At 70.8% G+C, this 15,646-nt stretch carries 10 protein-coding genes; 5 read left to right on the forward strand and 5 right to left on the reverse strand.

The genetic code is table 11. The features are described 5' to 3' along the window. Positions 1 to 104 precede the first annotated feature (104 nt). The 3 genes from HCN51_RS38445 to HCN51_RS38455 all read right to left on the reverse strand — a co-directional run bounded on the left by HCN51_RS38445 (position 105) and on the right by HCN51_RS38455 (position 4,744). Positions 105 to 2,927, reverse strand: a complete 2,823-nt coding sequence (locus HCN51_RS38445; protein WP_080046269.1) for a vitamin B12-dependent ribonucleotide reductase — start codon at positions 2,925 to 2,927, stop codon at positions 105 to 107. Continuing rightward, entirely contained in the window at positions 2,924 to 3,379 is a 456-nt protein-coding gene (nrdR, locus tag HCN51_RS38450) for a transcriptional regulator NrdR (protein WP_168016843.1), read from the reverse strand. Before nrdR ends, HCN51_RS38445 begins: the two co-directional genes overlap by 4 nt. 1,053 nt (positions 3,380 to 4,432) lie before the next feature. Next, positions 4,433 to 4,744, reverse strand: a complete 312-nt coding sequence (locus tag HCN51_RS38455; protein ID WP_168016845.1) for a LysM peptidoglycan-binding domain-containing protein — start codon at positions 4,742 to 4,744, stop codon at positions 4,433 to 4,435. Positions 4,745 to 6,300: 1,556 nt separating this feature from the next. Here HCN51_RS38455 and lexA point away from each other — a divergent pair. The 3 genes from lexA (at position 6,301) to HCN51_RS38470 (ending at position 9,865) form a co-directional block, all read left to right on the forward strand. Then, positions 6,301 to 7,008, forward strand: a complete 708-nt coding sequence (gene lexA, locus HCN51_RS38460) for a transcriptional repressor LexA (RefSeq protein ID WP_080046266.1) — start codon at positions 6,301 to 6,303, stop codon at positions 7,006 to 7,008. Between the two features lie 697 nt (positions 7,009 to 7,705). After that, positions 7,706 to 8,680 carry a GlxA family transcriptional regulator gene (locus tag HCN51_RS38465; RefSeq protein WP_168016847.1) on the forward strand — a complete coding sequence of 325 codons (975 nt, stop codon included), beginning with the start codon at positions 7,706 to 7,708 and terminating at the stop codon, positions 8,678 to 8,680. A 582-nt stretch (positions 8,681 to 9,262) separates the two neighbouring features. Next, on the forward strand, positions 9,263 to 9,865 hold the full coding sequence (locus HCN51_RS38470) for a cysteine hydrolase family protein (RefSeq protein ID WP_168016849.1): 603 nt from the start codon (positions 9,263 to 9,265) through the stop codon (positions 9,863 to 9,865). A gap of 73 nt (positions 9,866 to 9,938) precedes the next feature. On the opposite strand, the gene HCN51_RS38475 is transcribed toward HCN51_RS38470, so the two are convergent. After that, positions 9,939 to 10,781, reverse strand: a complete 843-nt coding sequence (locus HCN51_RS38475) for a nucleotidyltransferase domain-containing protein (RefSeq protein ID WP_168016851.1) — start codon at positions 10,779 to 10,781, stop codon at positions 9,939 to 9,941. A gap of 65 nt (positions 10,782 to 10,846) precedes the next feature. Here HCN51_RS38475 and HCN51_RS38480 point away from each other — a divergent pair, with 65 nt between their 5' ends. Then, the gene (locus tag HCN51_RS38480) at positions 10,847 to 11,959 is read left to right on the forward strand and encodes a MalY/PatB family protein (RefSeq protein ID WP_346433942.1); all 1,113 of its coding nucleotides are present in this window, start codon (positions 10,847 to 10,849) and stop codon (positions 11,957 to 11,959) included. Here HCN51_RS38480 and HCN51_RS38485 read toward each other — a convergent pair. After that, positions 11,939 to 15,088 (reverse strand): PDZ domain-containing protein, encoded by a 3,150-nt coding sequence (locus HCN51_RS38485; protein ID WP_168016853.1) that lies wholly within the window; start codon positions 15,086 to 15,088, stop codon positions 11,939 to 11,941. The genes HCN51_RS38480 and HCN51_RS38485 overlap by 21 nt on opposite strands. A gap of 114 nt (positions 15,089 to 15,202) precedes the next feature. Between HCN51_RS38485 and HCN51_RS38490 the strand changes: the two genes are divergently transcribed. After that, a complete protein-coding gene (locus HCN51_RS38490) occupies positions 15,203 to 15,643 on the forward strand; it encodes a hypothetical protein (RefSeq protein WP_168016855.1) in 441 nt (146 codons plus the stop codon). Positions 15,644 to 15,646: the final 3 nt, after the last annotated feature.

Consider the following 15,646-nt stretch of genomic DNA (forward strand, 5'->3'; position numbering starts at 1 on the left):
GAGTCACACCGAGAGAGGCCCGGAGACAGAAGAGGGGGCCCGGAACGATGTCCGGACCCCCTTCTCAAGCAGACCCTACGGGCCTACCTGCCGTTTCCCTCGTCTCAGCTGCAGCCGCTGGTCGAGCCGCAGCCCTCGCACACGTAGCAGCTACCCGCAGGACGCATCTTGGTGCCGCAGGTCATGCACAGCGGCGCGTCGGCGGTGAAGCGCTGGTGGCTCTCCAGCGTCAGCTCCTGGGCCGGCTGCGCGGACTCCTCCTTCGGCTGGGCCGCGGCGGCCTCGATCGGCGCCGACTGGGCCAGCGCCTCCCGGTCGACCGTCTCCTGGAGGGCCGCCGGGTCCTCGCCGCGCTGCTGCGCCGCGCGCTCGGCCGCCGAGAAGATGCCCAGCGCCGCCCGCTCCTCATAGGGCAGGTGGTCGAGGGCCAGGCGGCGGAAGATGTAGTCCATCACCGAGGTGGCCATGCGGATGTCGGGGTCGTCCGTCATACCGGCCGGCTCGAAGCGCATGTTGACGAACTTGCTCATGTACGTCTCCAGCGGCACGCCGTACTGGAGCCCGATGGAGATCGCCACCGAGAAGGCGTCCATGACGCCCGCCAGCGTCGAGCCCTGCTTGGACATCTTGAGGAAGACCTCGCCGAGCCCGTCGTCGGGGTAGGACGAGGCGGTCATGTAGCCCTTGGCGCCGCCCACCGTGAAGCGGGTGGTCGTGCTCGGCCGCTGGTTCGGCATGCGCCGCCGGGTCGGCCGGTTGACCTCGATGACCTTGACCTCGGGCTCCTTCGGCTGCTCCTGCTGCTTCTTGGAGCCGTCGCCGGCCGACAGCGGCTGGCCGACCTTGCAGTTGTCGCGGTAGACGGCCAGGGCCTTGAGGCCGAGCTTCCAGCCCTCCATGTAGACCTGCTCGATGTCGTCGATCGTGGCCGACTCGGGCAGGTTGACCGTCTTGGAGATGGCGCCGGACAGGAACGGCTGCGTGGCCGCCATCATCCGGACGTGGCCCATGGGCGCGATCGCCCGCTCGCCCATCGCGCAGTCGAACACCTCGTAGTGCTCGGGGCGCAGGCCGGGGGCGTCGACGACGTGGCTGTGCTCGCCGATGTACTCGACGATGGCCTCGATCTGCTCCTGCTGGTAGCCGAGCTGCTTGAGCGCCCGCGGGATCGTCTGGTTGACGATCTGCATGGAGCCGCCGCCCACGAGCTTCTTGAACTTGACCAGCGCCAGGTCCGGCTCGATGCCGGTCGTGTCGCAGTCCATCATGAGGCCGATCGTGCCGGTGGGCGCGAGGAGGCTGGCCTGGGCGTTGCGGTAGCCGTTCTTCTCGCCCAGCTTGAGGCACTCCGCCCACTGGCGCGACGCCTCGGAGTGGATCTTCGCGTCCATCGTGCCGATGGTGCGCAGGTCGTCGTTGGCCGCGGCGTGCTTGCGCATGACGCGCTTGTGCGGCTCGGCGTTCCTGGCATAGCCGTCGTACGGGCCGACGACCCCGGCCAGCTCGGCGCTGCGCCGGTAGGACACACCGGTCATCAGGGACGTGATCGCGGCCGCCACCGCGCGCCCGCCGTCGGAGTCGTAGGCGTGGCCCGTCGCCATGAGCAGCGCGCCGAGGTTGGCGTAGCCGATGCCGAGCTGCCGGTAGGCGCGCGTCGTCTCGCCGATCTTCTCCGTCGGGAAGTCGGCGAACGTGATCGAGATGTCCATCGCGGTGATGATCAGCTCGGTCAGCTTGACGAAGTCGGCGACGTTGAAGGAGTTGTCGTCCTTCAGGAACTTCAGCAGGTTGATGCTGGCCAGGTTGCAGGAGGAGTTGTCGAGGTGGACGTACTCGCTGCACGGGTTGCTGGCCGTGATGCGGCCCGTCTCGGGCGTGGTGTGCCAGTCGTTGATCGTGTCGTCGTACTGCACGCCGGGGTCGGCGCACTCCCACGCCGCCTTCGCCATCTTGCGGAACAGGTCTCTCGCATCGACCTTCTCGATGACCTCGCCGGTCAGGCGGGCCCGCAGGCCGAAGTCCGCGCCCTTCTCCACCGCGCGCATGAACTCGTCGGAGACGCGCACGGAGTTGTTGGCGTTCTGGTACTGGACGGAGACGATGTCCTTGCCGCCGAGGTCCATGTCGAAGCCGGCGTCACGCAGCGCGCGGACCTTGTCCTCCTCGCGCGCCTTCGTCTCGATGAACTCCTCGATGTCGGGGTGGTCGACGTCGAGCACGACCATCTTGGCCGCCCGGCGCGTCGCGCCGCCCGACTTGATGGTGCCGGCGCTCGCGTCGGCGCCCCGCATGAAGCTGACGGGACCGCTGGCGGTGCCGCCGCTCGACAGCAGCTCCTTGGACGAACGGATCCTCGACAGGTTGACCCCCGACCCGGAGCCGCCCTTGAAGATCACACCCTCTTCCTTGTACCAGTCGAGGATCGACTCCATCGTGTCGTCCACGGACAGGATGAAACACGCGCTCACCTGCTGCGGCGACTGCGTGCCCACGTTGAACCACACCGGCGAGTTGAACGCGAACACCTGGTGCGCCAGGGCGTGCTTCAGCTCGTGGTCGAAGATCTCGGCGTCCTCTTCGCTGGCGAAGTAGCCGTGCTCGAGCCCCGTCCGGGTGTAGACGCCGACGACCCGGTCGATCAACTGCTTCAGGCTCCACTCGCGCTGCGGGGTGCCCACGGCGCCGCGGAAGTACTTGGTCGTCACGATGTTGGCCGCGTTCACCGACCAGAAGTCGGGGAACTCGACGCCCCGCTGTTCAAAGTTGATGGATCCGTCGCGCCAGTTGGTCATGACGACATCGCGGCGCTCCCACTGGATCTCGTCATACGGGTGCACGCCGGGCTTGGTGAAGATCCGCTTCATCTTCAGCCCCTTACGCGGACGCTTACCCCCGCGCGCCACTGAACCGCTCGCCGTCTCCGTCATGACTCCCCCTTCTCCGCCTTCAACTGTCTGATCTCGGCCTCGAAGTCCGCCAGGCTCTCGAAACCGCGATATACCGATGCGAACCGCAGGTACGCCACCTCGTCCAGCTCCCGCAGCGGGCCCAGGATGGCCAGGCCCACCTCGTTGGAGGGGATCTCGGCCGCGCCCTTCGCCCTGATGGCCTCCTCCACCCGCTGCCCGAGCTGCGCCAGCGAGTCCTCGCTGACCGGCCTGCCCTGGCACGCCCGCCGCACGCCCGCGACGACCTTGTCCCGCGAGAACGGCTCCGTCACTCCGCTGCGCTTGCTCACCATCAGCAGGACGGTCTCCTGCGTGGTGAACCTGCGCCCGCACTCGGGACAGGTGCGGCGGCGCCTGATGGCCGCGCCGTCATCCGTGGAGCGACTGTCGATGACCCTGGTGTCAGGGTGGCGACAGAACGGACAGTGCACGCTTTCGCCTCCAAGAACCTGCGGCCACCACACGCGCCCTCACCCGCCATGACGGGACGCTCGCGCACGCTCCATGGCGGGCCATGGAGCGGTCACGGAAACACAAGGTGTGGTGAACTACATCGGTGTAACTACTAGATGTTGTGGTCCAACCGTAGAAGCGCGCGACCATGAACGCAAGTTGAGCGCACCCATCCGGCCGAAGTCGCTGATCAGCACACCATCATCATCCGCCCCGGGCGTGTCGGCCCCCGTTTTGCGATCTTCCCGCAGGTCGGAGCGTCACATCGGTTGCTTTCGACCTCGGTCGTGAACAAGCCTCACAAAGGTACCCGAGGACACAACTTCCATTCCCACCCCTTCCATCCCGCTCCCCCGGAGCCCGGCTGCGGCGCCCCTCTTGACACCGCCTCCCACGACCCAGCGCCGACCTGGCCCTGCCGTGCGCCGCCGGGGAGCGGATAGCGGCACCCCACCGCGCGCCTCTGGCGAGAGGCTGTGTGACGGCCCTCCTGGCACAGGCCTCCAGCACCCGCGTACACGAGGAGGAGGAGGAGGAGGGCGTGGCGCTCAGGAGCCCAGCCCGCCGTCGCGCACCTCTCGGCCCCAGGCTCTCGGCCCACCCGGGCTGGGCGCGCACGCCACATGCGACGCCATGCCACCGCCCTGGACGGCGGCGGGCGGTGTCGCGCTTCCGTCCGCGGCCGTCGCGCGGCGCCGCGGTGCAGTCGGCGCACAATGCGTGCTCGACGACGACAGTGACGTCATGGCACGTTCCAGCACGGGCGGGGCCGGATCCGTGCAGGCACGTTCCCAGCACCCTGCTGCTGCGGGTGTGACACGGCGGCAGTCTCCCGCACTCACGACGCGAGCGGCCGCATCCACGGCCCCATCACCACGCGAGCCCCACAACCACGGCCCCATCACCACGCGAGCCCCACAACCACGGCCCCATCACCACGGGAGCGCCGCATCCACCGCCCCATCACCCGCTCATGACGCCGTCAAGACCACCGAGAGGGGAGGCACGCCGGCGCAGAGATGGGCCGGCGGTCAGCGTAAGGCGGCGGTGTCCCTAGGGACGTAGATGCGGGCGCCCGGCCGGATGAGCGAGTCGGACAGCCGATTCAGCCGCTTGATCTCCTCCACCAGAGCCCCCGGATCATCCCCCTCGGAGAGCGCGTCGGCGATCTCCCACAATGTGTCTCCCTTGTGCACCTCAACCCAGGGCAGCCCGGCATGACCGGCCACCACGACGCGCACTTCGGCGTGCCCGGCGGCCCGCGTACCGAGCCAGAACCCGCCCAGCGACAGCAACGCCACCGCCATCACCAGCACGACCCGCCCCCGCCGGGTCAGCCGCACCGGAGCGGTCTCCCTCCCCGAACCCCGCCGACGCCTCGACCCCCCGACACCCCCAGCAGCATCCGGCCGCCTCTCGCCATCCGGAGGCCGGAAGGCCCGCCGCCCGAACAATCCCCCTCGCCCGAACGCCCTCCGCCGCCCCGAGCCGCCCCGCCGCTCCAGGCCGCCCCGTCGCTCGAAGCGACCTCGCTGCCCCAAGCCATCTCGCCGCCCGAGAAAACGCCGCCACCGAGACGCCGTGCCCCGCCAGCCCGCGCCGCCGGCCTGGAGAGCCAGGACAGCGCCCTCAGGAGCAGCCGAGCTACGGCGGCCCTGCCGAGCAGGATCAACGACGCCCGTACGGCCGCCACCAGCACCCCGCGAGGCGGAGGCAGGCCCTCCGGGCACGAAACGCCCCTCCCGAGCAGACCTGCGGCCCTGCCGAACGGGATCCACGACGCCCGTACGGCCGCCACCGCCGTCCCGCGAGGCGGAGGCAGGCCCCCTCGGCACCGAACGGCCCTCCCGAGCGGAGGCAGCACCCTTCCGCACGGAACCCCCGCCTCGCCGTACCGAAGCATCGCCTCTCCCCATGAAGCCGCCAGCCTCCCGAGCAGAGGCAGTCTCCTTGCCCGCGAAGCCACCGCCTTCCTGCCCGGAAGACGTGCCCTTGCGGAGGAATGTGCCACCCTGCGCAGAGGCGGCACCGCGCTTGCGCAGCGACCCGCCGACCCGCCGAGCGGAGGCGCCGCCCTGACGCGGGGACCCGCCGTCCTCGCCGGAGGAGGTGCCGCCGTCGGGAGCGGGAGCACCGCGCCTGCCGGCCGAAGCGCCACGCTGACGGGCGGAGGCACCGCCCCTGCGCACGAAGCCACCGCCCTCCGAAGCGGAGGTAGCACCCATGCGCCCAGAACCGCGCCCCTCCGAAGCGATGACGGCCCCCATACGCGCGGCACCGCCGCTCCTCCGAGCGGAAGCCGGCTCCCCTCGCCCCCCAGCCTTGACATCCGACCCTCCGGCAGCCGGCTCCTTGGCGCCTGACCTCCGGCCCCTTACGGTGTCATCGCCGTCACCCCGCACCCGCCGCCCCTTGCCCCTTCCTGGAGGCGGCGGGACGGTGGGGTCCGGCTCGTCGCCTGCGCGCGGTGACGGGACGAGTCGCAAATGGGATCTTCCCCCACCACTCGAACGGGGCCCCAACCTCTTGCTGGAATTCCCCGGGACAGTGGCCCCCACCCGCGTATTGTCAGCCCGTCGATCCTTACTCTGCGTGGCATCGGCGATCAGTGTGAGCCGATTGACGTCTTCGCTGGTCGTGTCCGTATTTGTGGGCGTTCGCATGGATGACCTCCTGCCGTGTGGCCTGAGGAAAAGGCCAAATAAGATCAGCAAATCGAACACGGTGTCGATCGAACTCCCGTACGATGTTGTACACCACGCTGGCGACAATTTCGAGGAAGACTCGAACAATTGTTTGAAGATGATCTTCAACAGCGATACGGTCGCTGTGTGCGACATCAGGACCACGGACCGGGAGGTTCGCCGGTGAGGCGGGCCGCCAGGCGAGGAGGAAGAGCATGACCGAGCGGGATGACGCAAACGGGGTCAGCGACCTCGCGGTGCGCCGGCGAGACTCCCTGGGGTTGACCCCCAGGCAGCGCAAGATCCTCGAAGTGATCCGCGACTCGGTACAACAGCGCGGATACCCACCGTCCATGCGCGAGATCGGCGAGGCGGTACAGCTGACCAGCACGTCCAGCGTGTCGCACCAGCTGACGGCCCTACAGCGCAAGGGTTACCTGCGCCGTGACCCGCACCGTCCGCGCGCGCTCGAGGTCCGCCTTCCGGGTGAGCCCGTGCTCTGGGTCGACCCCGACGCCACCGACGAGGAGCCCACGGTCAACCGTCCGACGGCCGCCTACGTCCCGCTCGTGGGCCGCATCGCCGCCGGTGGCCCGATCCTCGCCGAGGAGAGCGTCGAAGACGTCTTCGCCCTGCCCAAGCAGCTCGTCGGTGAGGGCACGCTGTTCCTCCTGCAAGTCGCCGGTGACTCGATGATCGAGGCCGCCATCGCCGACGGCGACTGGGTGGTCGTACGTCAGCAGCCCGTGGCGGAGAGTGGCGACATCGTGGCCGCCATGATCGAGGGTGAAGCCACGGTCAAGACCTTCAAGCGCAAGGACGGCCACGTCTGGCTTGTCCCCCACAACCCCAACTACGAACCCATCCCTGGTGACGAGGCCAGCGTCCTGGGCAAGGTCGTAGCGGTCCTGCGCCGCCTCTAGCCGAGCCGGGCTCCGGGGCACAGGGTCCCCGTGCCCTCTCACGCTCGCACTCAGGCGGAGCCGCGACCCTGGCGAGGCACCTCAAGACAGGAGAGGCCAAGCCAGGTCACGGCTCACATCAGCGTGCCACCGGGCGAGAGCACGCTGAGCGCGAGTGCCCGCTGCCGGCGAACGGCCGCTCGGGTGAAGGCACGGCCCGGTCAAGGACAGGCTCCGGGAAAGAAGGCGCCGTAGGGCGGGGAGGCGCTGCGGGTGCGAGCGCGCTCCGAATGAGGAAGCGTTCGGAGCGAAGGTTCTGGGTGAGGGCGCACGGCGGAGGCGAGAGTGCGGCCTGGATGGTGACGCGACCGGCCCGCAGGCGTGGTGGGCGTGAGGGCACAGCGCAGGGCTGGGGGTGGACCACGCCTTGCGCGGGCTGGGCGGTAAGGCACTGACAGGCGGAGTCGTGGACATGCCCGGGCGGGCGTGGGAAAAGCCTGATCGTCGCATGAGGGATGTCGCCGTGGCAGGTCCTGGAGAGGTTGGATCGTTCCTGCTCTTGGCGTTGTTGGATCGTTCTGTGCCGTCTCGTACGGGCAGTCGGCTGGGGTGGATTCGTGGTGCACCCTCCGACCGGCGTGTGGGTTTGTGACGGGTGGCCGGATGTGACAGATCCGCGTCATGGCGGTCATGGGTGAATGTTGGCGACAATAGGTGCATGCCCGCTTCACACCGTGTCATAGTCGCCGTGTTCCCCGACGTTGATCTTCTTGATGTCACCGGGCCTGCGGAGGTGTTCGCGGTCGCGAATCGGGAGATGGACGGTCGCGTGCCGTACGAGGTGCTCCTGGCGGGGCCTGATGGCGGGCAGGTTCGCACCAGTGCCGGGGTTCGGCTGGCTGCTGACCTGACCTTCGACGAGGTCGGTGATCGGGTCGATACGTTGGTGGTGCCTGGGGCGGTGGATGCCGCCGGAGTGCCGGTGATCGATCCCCGGTTGGTGGGGTGGATCGCTGAGACCTCGAAGCATGCGCGGCGGGTTGCCTCCGTGTGTGTGGGGGCTCATCTGCTGGCCGCCGCTGGGCTCCTGGCGGGGCGGACGGCCACCACGCACTGGGCGACGGCTGAGCGGTTGGCTGCCGATCATCCCGATGTCACCGTCGATCCTGATCCGATCTACATACGGTCGGGGAAAGTGTGGACGGGGGCGGGGATCAGCTCCTGCATGGATCTCGCGCTCGCCCTCGTCGCCGAGGACCATGGTGAGCGGCTCGCTCTGGCGGTCGCGCGGCAACTGGTGATGTACCTCAAGCGGCAGGGTGGGCAGAGCCAGTTCAGCGTGCCGCTGTGGCAGGCGCCCACCGAGCGGCGCGACATCGACGAGTTGCGGGTGTGGATCACCGCCAACCTCACCGCCCACCTGTCCGCGGCGGCGCTGGCCGAGCGGGTGTGCCTGAGCGAGCGGCACTTCGCCCGGGTCTTTCGCAAAGAGACCGGGGCCACTCCGGCCGCGTACGTCGAAGCAGCTCGGGTCGAGGCGGCGCGGCGGTTGCTGGAAGGCACCGATGAGCCGCTTGATCGGGTTGCCGCCGCGTGCGGGCTGGGGTCGGCGGAGACCCTGCACCGCGCCTTTCGGCGACGGCTCGGCACCACTCCTGCCACCTATCGGCGACGTTTCCGCACCGCCGCCTGACCTGCCGCCTTCCCCGCCATCGCCCGACCCGCCATCATCCGCGCCGCCGCCTGACCCACCGCCTTCCGCGCCATCGCCTGACGTCACTTGTGGTGGCGGGCTGGAAGTGACGCCCCGTTCTGCCGTCCAACGCGCCATCGCCTCCGGGGTGGACCACATCTCGCCAAGCGGCGCGATCCCTCGGCCGCTCAGCCCTGCTCGCCCAGGTGGGCGGCACACGACGAGATCGTCGGCCGTCCACTCGGAGGGACCCTGTGGGGTTCGTGCGGTGGGGAGCCAAGCGTCTCTGCGGGGACGGCGGTCGGGTGGCGGTGGCGGTGCGGTGGCGTGGTCGCGCGGACGCCGGACAGGCGGCGGCCTGGCCGCGCGAACGCCGGACGGGCGGCGGCCTGGCCATGCGAATTGCCGATGGGCGGTGGCGTGGTCCGTCGCCACCCGGGTGGCAGAGCAGGCGGCGGCGCTTCCGGACCGCCACCGGATGGCGGGCCAGGTGGCGGCGCTTCCGATCCGCTTGTGATGGATCTCCGTTTCAAAGCTCCGGCCCGCACGGGCCGGTAGTTCTCAAAATCCAAGGAGGACAAGATGAGTGTTTCGACGACCCTGCGCGACGTGATCGGTCTCGACCGCGAGCTGCCGCGCCTCTCCACCGCCACCCTGGTCCTGATCGACTTCCAGAACACCTACTGCAAGGGCGTCATGGCCCTTCCCGGCGCCGATCAGGCTCTGGACGCGGCCGCCCGGCTCCTGGAGCGGGCCCGTGCCGCCGGGACGCCGGTGGTGCACGTCATCAATGACGGCGGCGAGGGGACCCCGTACGACATTCGCGCTGAGATCGGGCAGATCGAGCCGCGGGTCGCGGCCCGGGAGGGTGAGGCGGTGGTGGTGAAGGGGTTCCCGAACTCCTTCCATGAGACCGACCTGCTGGAGACGCTGCGCAAGCTGGATGCCGGGCCTGATCTGGTGCTGGCGGGGTTCATGACCCACATGTGCGTGCAGTTCACCGCTCAGGGGGCGTTCAACCTGGGTTACCGGCCCACCGTCGTGGCCGAGGCGTGTGCGACGAGGCCGCTGGCGGCGCCTGGTGGGGAGCCGATCTCGGCGGAGCAGCTGCACGCCGCTGCCCTGACCACGATCGGTGACCTGTTCGGGCTGGTCGCCGCCCGGGTGGACGATCTCCCCGCATAAGATCGCCGCCCGCATAAGACCCCGCCCGCAAGACCCCCGCCCGCGCGGACAGATCTCCCCGCACGCAAACGCGTCAGCGGGTGCGGTACAGCTCGTGTGCCGCCGTGATCGCCTCGTCGGCGAAGCCGAGGACGTCTCTCCTGCGTTCGAACGGCGAGCCGTACAGGGAGCGGCGGGGTGTGCCGAAGTGGTCGCCGAGGCCGGCGATGACGCCGGCCGTCGACGGCACGGCGGTGTCCTCCTCGCGCAGCCGCAGTGCCTCGTCGATGACGCGGTGCCAGCGCTCGGGGAACGTTTGCCTGGCGTGCCGGCCGGCGCCGGACTTGGAGGTGATCTCGCCGGTGGCCAGCGTGTAGTGGAGGCGGGCGACGCCGGTGACGACCCAGACGGTGCCGTACGGGCCGAGGCAGGTCAGCCCCCAGGGGGTGAGAGGGCGGGAGGCGCGGATGACGAGGCGGCGCCAGTAGAGGTCGAGGTTGCGGTCGGTCCAGGCGGCGAGGGCTTCGGGATCGTTCCAGATCTTGAGGTCTTCGGTTTTGGGTCCGCGGCAGGTCAGGCCGTGGCGGGCGAGGGTGTGCCAGGTGACGGGATTGACGGTGCCGCGCCGGTTGAGGCGGCCGGCGTGGGCTTGCGGGCGCTCGCCCAGGGCGGTGGGGTCGTGGCCGAGGTCGTCCCAGGTGAGGTAGACGCCGTCGAAGGGGTGGGCGCCGAGTTTGGTGTGGATGCGCTCCAGCACGCCCGCGGGCGGGAGGGCGGAGGTGACGGCGACGAAGTCGACGTCGCTGGTGCCCGGCCGGTAGTCGCCGAGCGCGGCGGAGCCTTCCAGGTAGAGCCCCTCGACGAGCCCGGGTGCCTCCGCGTCGGCCAAGCTGAGGTAGGTCTCGACGATCGCGGCGATCTTCGGGTGGGGCGTCATGGCCGCCCAGCTTGCCATACTCCGCGCCACCGCCTCATCACATTACAGAATCCTAGAATGGCCGAGTGAATGACGCATATACCCCTTTAACCCTTAAATCCACGCATGATGGGCTCAAGTGGGCGGCGGTCGAGCCGGGGGTGATCCCGGCCTGGGTGGCCGACATGGACCTGCCCACCGCCCCCGCCGTCGCCGACGTCCTGCGCCGCCGCGCCGACGGCGACCTGGGTTACCCCGTCTGGCTGCTCGACCGCAACGCCGGCCCGCTGGCCGAGGCGTTCGCCGAGCGGATGGCGGGCCGGTTCGGCTGGGAGGCCGATCCGGGGCTGGTGCGTCCGTTCAACGACCTCAACCAGGCGCTCCAGGTGCTCCTCCACCTCTGGACGAAGCCGGGCGACGGCGTGGCCGTGCACGTCCCGGCGTATCACCCGTTCCTGGACACGCTGGACGTCATGGAGCGCCCGCTGCGCCCCATCCGGATGGAGCCGGACGGCGACACGTGGCGTTTCGAGGTGCCCGACCTGTCGGGCTGCCGGGTGCTCCTGCTGGTCAACCCGCACAACCCGACCGGCCGCGCGTTCACCGAGCGGGAGCTGACCGAGCTGGCCGAGCACGCCGAGCGGCACGACCTGCTGGTCATCGCCGACGAGATCCACGCCGACCTCGTGTACGAGCCGCACCGGCACATCCCGTTCGCCACGATCGCGCCCGAGCGCACGGTCACGCTGACGTCGGCGACGAAGGCGTTCAACCTGGGCGGCATCCGCTGCTCGGTCGCCCATTTCGGGCACGAGGGCGCGCGCAAGGCCCTGGAGGCGCAGCCGCCGTTCGTGTACGGCTCGCCCAGCGTGTTCGGCGTCGAGGCGACGGTGGCGGCCTGGCGGCACGGTGACGCCTGGCTGGCGGAGACCGTGGCGCTGCTCGACCGCAACCGCCGCACGATCGCCGACCGCCTGCCCGCCGCGTTCGGCTACCGCGTGCCGGAGGCGACGTACCTGGCCTGGCTGAACGTGGGCAGGCCGGGCATGGCGGAGGTGTTCGAGCGCGAGGCGAGAGTGCGGCTGAACGACGGCGCGGCCTTCGGCCCCGGTGGTGAGAGCTGCGTGCGGCTCAACTTCGCCACCACCGAGGCCATCCTGGCGGAGATCCTCGACCGGCTACTGCGCCAGCGGTGGTAGGTCGGGCGGGGCGGCGGCGGGCCGCTCGTCCAAGGCGGCCAGGGCGAGCTCGATGGCCTTGTCGAGCTGCGGATCCCGGCCCACCACCCGATCCTGCGGCGTGATGACGACCTCGACGTCGGGGTCGACGCCGTGGTTCTCCACGCCCCAGCCCGGCCCGTCGAGCCAGAAGGAGTAGCGCGGCTGGGTGACGCGGGTGCCGTCGACGAGCGAGTACCGCGAGTCGATCCCGATGACCCCGCCCCACGTGCGCGTGCCGACCAGCGGCCCGATGCCCCGCGCCTTGATGCCCGCGCTGACGATGTCGCCGTCGGAGCCGGCGAACTCGTCGGCGACCGTCACCACCGGCCCGCGCGGCGAGTCGTCGGGGTAGCGCATCGGCTGGTACCAGCGGGCCCGCGCCCATCCGGTCACCTTGCGCGACAGCTTTTCGAGGATCAGCTCCGACAGGTGGCCGCCGCTGTTCTCGCGCACGTCCACGACCAGCCCGTCATGGTCCATCTCGGTACGCAGGTCGCGGTGGAACTGCGCCCACCCTGAGGCCACCATGTCGGGCACGTGCAGGTAGCCCAGCCGGCCGCCGGACGCCTGCCTGACGTAGGCGCGGCGGTCGTCCACCCAGTCGTGGTAGCGCAGCTGCGTCTCGTCGGCGACCGGGATGACGACGACGCGGCGCACGTCGCCGCCGGAGGAGTGGCGGACGGTCAGCTCGATGGGCTGGTTCGCGGTGCCGGCCAGCAGCGGCAGCGGCCCGCGTACCGGATCGACGGGGCGGCCGCCGACGGCGAGGATGGCGTCGCCCTCGCGGACGGCGACGCCGGGCGCGAGCAGCGGCGAGCGGGCGGCGTGGTCGGAGGACTCGCCGGGCAGGATGCGCCCGACCCGCCACACCCCGTCGTCGTCGCGCACCAGGTCGGCGCCGAGCAGGCCCTGGCGGCGCCGGGGGTCGGTGCCGGAGCCGTTGGCCACGGCGTAGGCGTGGGAGGTGCCAAGCTCGCCCTGCGTCTCCCAGAGCAGGTCGATCAGCTCGGAGTGGGCGCCGATGCGGGAGATCAGCGGCTCGTAGCGGTCGAGCACGCCCTGCCAGTCGACGCCGTTCATGTCCTCGCGCCAGAAGTGGTCGCGCATGAGGCGGCCGGCCTCGCGGAAGCCCTGCCGCCACTCGGCGACCGGGTCGATGTGCACGGTGATCCGGTCGAGGTCGACGGTGACGATCTCGTCGCCCTCGCTCGCGGCGCGGGTCTGCAGGCCGTTCTTGCCGTTGGTGACGAGCCGGGAGCCGTCGCCGCTGACCTCGAACGCGCGGATCTCCTTGCCCAGCTCGGCCTTGGCGCGCTTCTTGAGGTCGTAGCGTTCGAGCACGGTCTCGGAGCTCTGCTCGCTGCCGTCGCCGAGCACCCCGCTGAGCGGGTGGCGCAGCCAGAGCAGCGCGTCCTTGGCGGTGCGGAGGTTGCCGTAGCTGGCGGCGGGCACCGGCACGGGCACCACGCGGGCGGCGAGCCCGTCGGGGTCCACCTCCGTGCGGGGCGGCATGTCGTCCTTCTTGTCGTCCTTGGACGGCTTGTCGTCCTCGCCGTTGAAGCCGCGCCCCTGCAGCGAGGGGTCGAACGGGGACGGCGTGTCGGCCTTCAGCGGCACGATGTACGGCTTGCAGCCCTGGGGGAACGACAGGTCGAAGACGTGCGCGTCGTACACGGGGTCGAAGGTGCGCACCGACAGGAACGCCAGGTGCTTGCCGTCCTTGGTGAAGGCGGGGTCGTAGTCGACGAAGCGCGGCGGCGTGACCTCGATGACGGACGTGCCGTCGACGCGGCCCATCTTGATCTGGGTCAGCCGCCGGTGGTGCGGGTGCTCCCAGGCCAGCCAGGTGGAGTCGGGCGAGAAGGCCAGCCCGCTCACGTCGCCCTGGTCGGTGTGCTCCAGCTCGCGCACGTTCTCGCTGTCGAGGTCGATGACGAGGAGCCGGCCGTCGTGCGTGGCGACGGCGACGTGCTTGCCGTCGGGCGCGGCGACCAGCTCCAGCACCCGGCCGAGCCGGCCTGCGGCGAGGGTCCTGACCTCGCCGCCGGGGGTGCCGATCTCCAGGCCGTCCTCCCCGCTGGCGTCGGAGACCCACACGGCCTTGCCGTCGGCGTCGAGGACCTGCGGCAGGCGGACGCGCACGCCCGGCTCGGCGCGCAGCACGCCGGCGGGCCCGTCGCGGTGGGTCACCCAGTGCGCGGTGCCTCGGATCTCGACGGCGCTGGCCCGCCCGGTGGCGTCGGGCGAGAACCCGCCGGCGCGCAGCGGTGCCGGGCGTCTGGCGCGCCCGGGTCGCGGCCCGCCCAGCCGCACGTCCAGCCGGTACGGCTCGGCGTCCAGGCTCTCCATCAGCCACAGGTCACCGGCGTGGCTGTAGATCACCCGCTGCCCGTCGCTGGTGGCGTGGCGGGCGTAGAACTCGTCGTGGGAGCTGTGCTTGCGCAGGTCGGAGCCGTCGGGCAGGGCGGAGTAGACGTTGCCGACCCCGTCGGTGTCGGACAGGAACACGAGCCGGTCGCCCACCCAGCTCACCGCCCAGTGCTGCGCGGGGTCGTCGGCGAACAGCCTGGTGAACTCGCCGCTGCCGTCGGCGTCCACCCAGATCTTGGCGGCGGTGCCGCCGCGGTACCGCTTCCAGTGGGAGGGCTCGGTCCAGATGACCGACACGGTGGCGACCCTGCCGTTGCTGACGGCGGCGTCGCCGACCCAGCCGTACGGCAGCCGGGTGGACGGCCCGCCGTCGAGGGGGACGGCGTGTGCCCAGCGCCGGTTGTCGGAGCTCTGCCCGGCGGCGGTGACGGCGAGGACCTCGCCGTCGCCGAGCCACCCGCGCACGGAGGTGGCCCGGTCGCCCCAGTGCGTCAGCCGCTCGCCTTCGGGGCCGTCGAGCTCGGCCGTGAACGCCTCAGGGGCGCCCTCCTTCGTGCTGGTCCACGCGATGCGGCCGCCGTCGGGCGAGAACCGCGGGTTGGACACGGGCACCCGGTCGGCGGTGAACCGCCAGGCTCTGCCGCCGGTCACGGGAGCGAGCCAGACATCGTCGTCGGCGACGAAGGTGACCAGGTCACCGTGCAGGTGCGGGTATCTCAGGTATGCGCCATATGCCACCCCTGAACACTAAACCGCGTCACCAAGAGCGGCCCAAGAATTCCTCTCCCAGTGGACGGCCCGCATGCGTGGGGGCAGGGGGGTGGGGTCCGTCCCGTAGCCCTGTGAGGAAGCATGAAGATCTTCGCCCGCCCGCACCAGCTCCCGCCCCGCGTGAGCGCCGCGGCCATCATCCTGAACTCCGGCCTGGAGCTGATCCACGCCGACGAGCAGCGGGCCGCGGCCACGCACGGCATGGCGGCGGGCGCGTACCCGTTCCTGCGCCGCATGGATCCGGCGCTGTTCACGCGGCTGCTGGCGCGCAGCCAGGTGGCGCTGGGCGCGGCCCTGCTGGCGCCGTTCGTGCCGTCGCTGGTGGCGGGGGCGGCGCTGACGGGGTTCGCGGCGGGGCTGATCGGGCTGTACCTGCGTACGCCGGGCATGCGGGAGGAGGGCAGCCTGCGGCCGACCCCGCAGGGCCTCGGCGTGGCCAAGGACGTCTGGCTGCTGGGCATCGGGCTGGGCCTGGTGGCCGAGGAGCTGCGAGACCGACAGTTGCCCGGCCGCCAACATTGATCT

The sequence above is a fragment of the Nonomuraea composti genome (assembly GCF_012034275.1).
Taxonomy (GTDB): domain Bacteria; phylum Actinomycetota; class Actinomycetes; order Streptosporangiales; family Streptosporangiaceae; genus Nonomuraea; species Nonomuraea composti.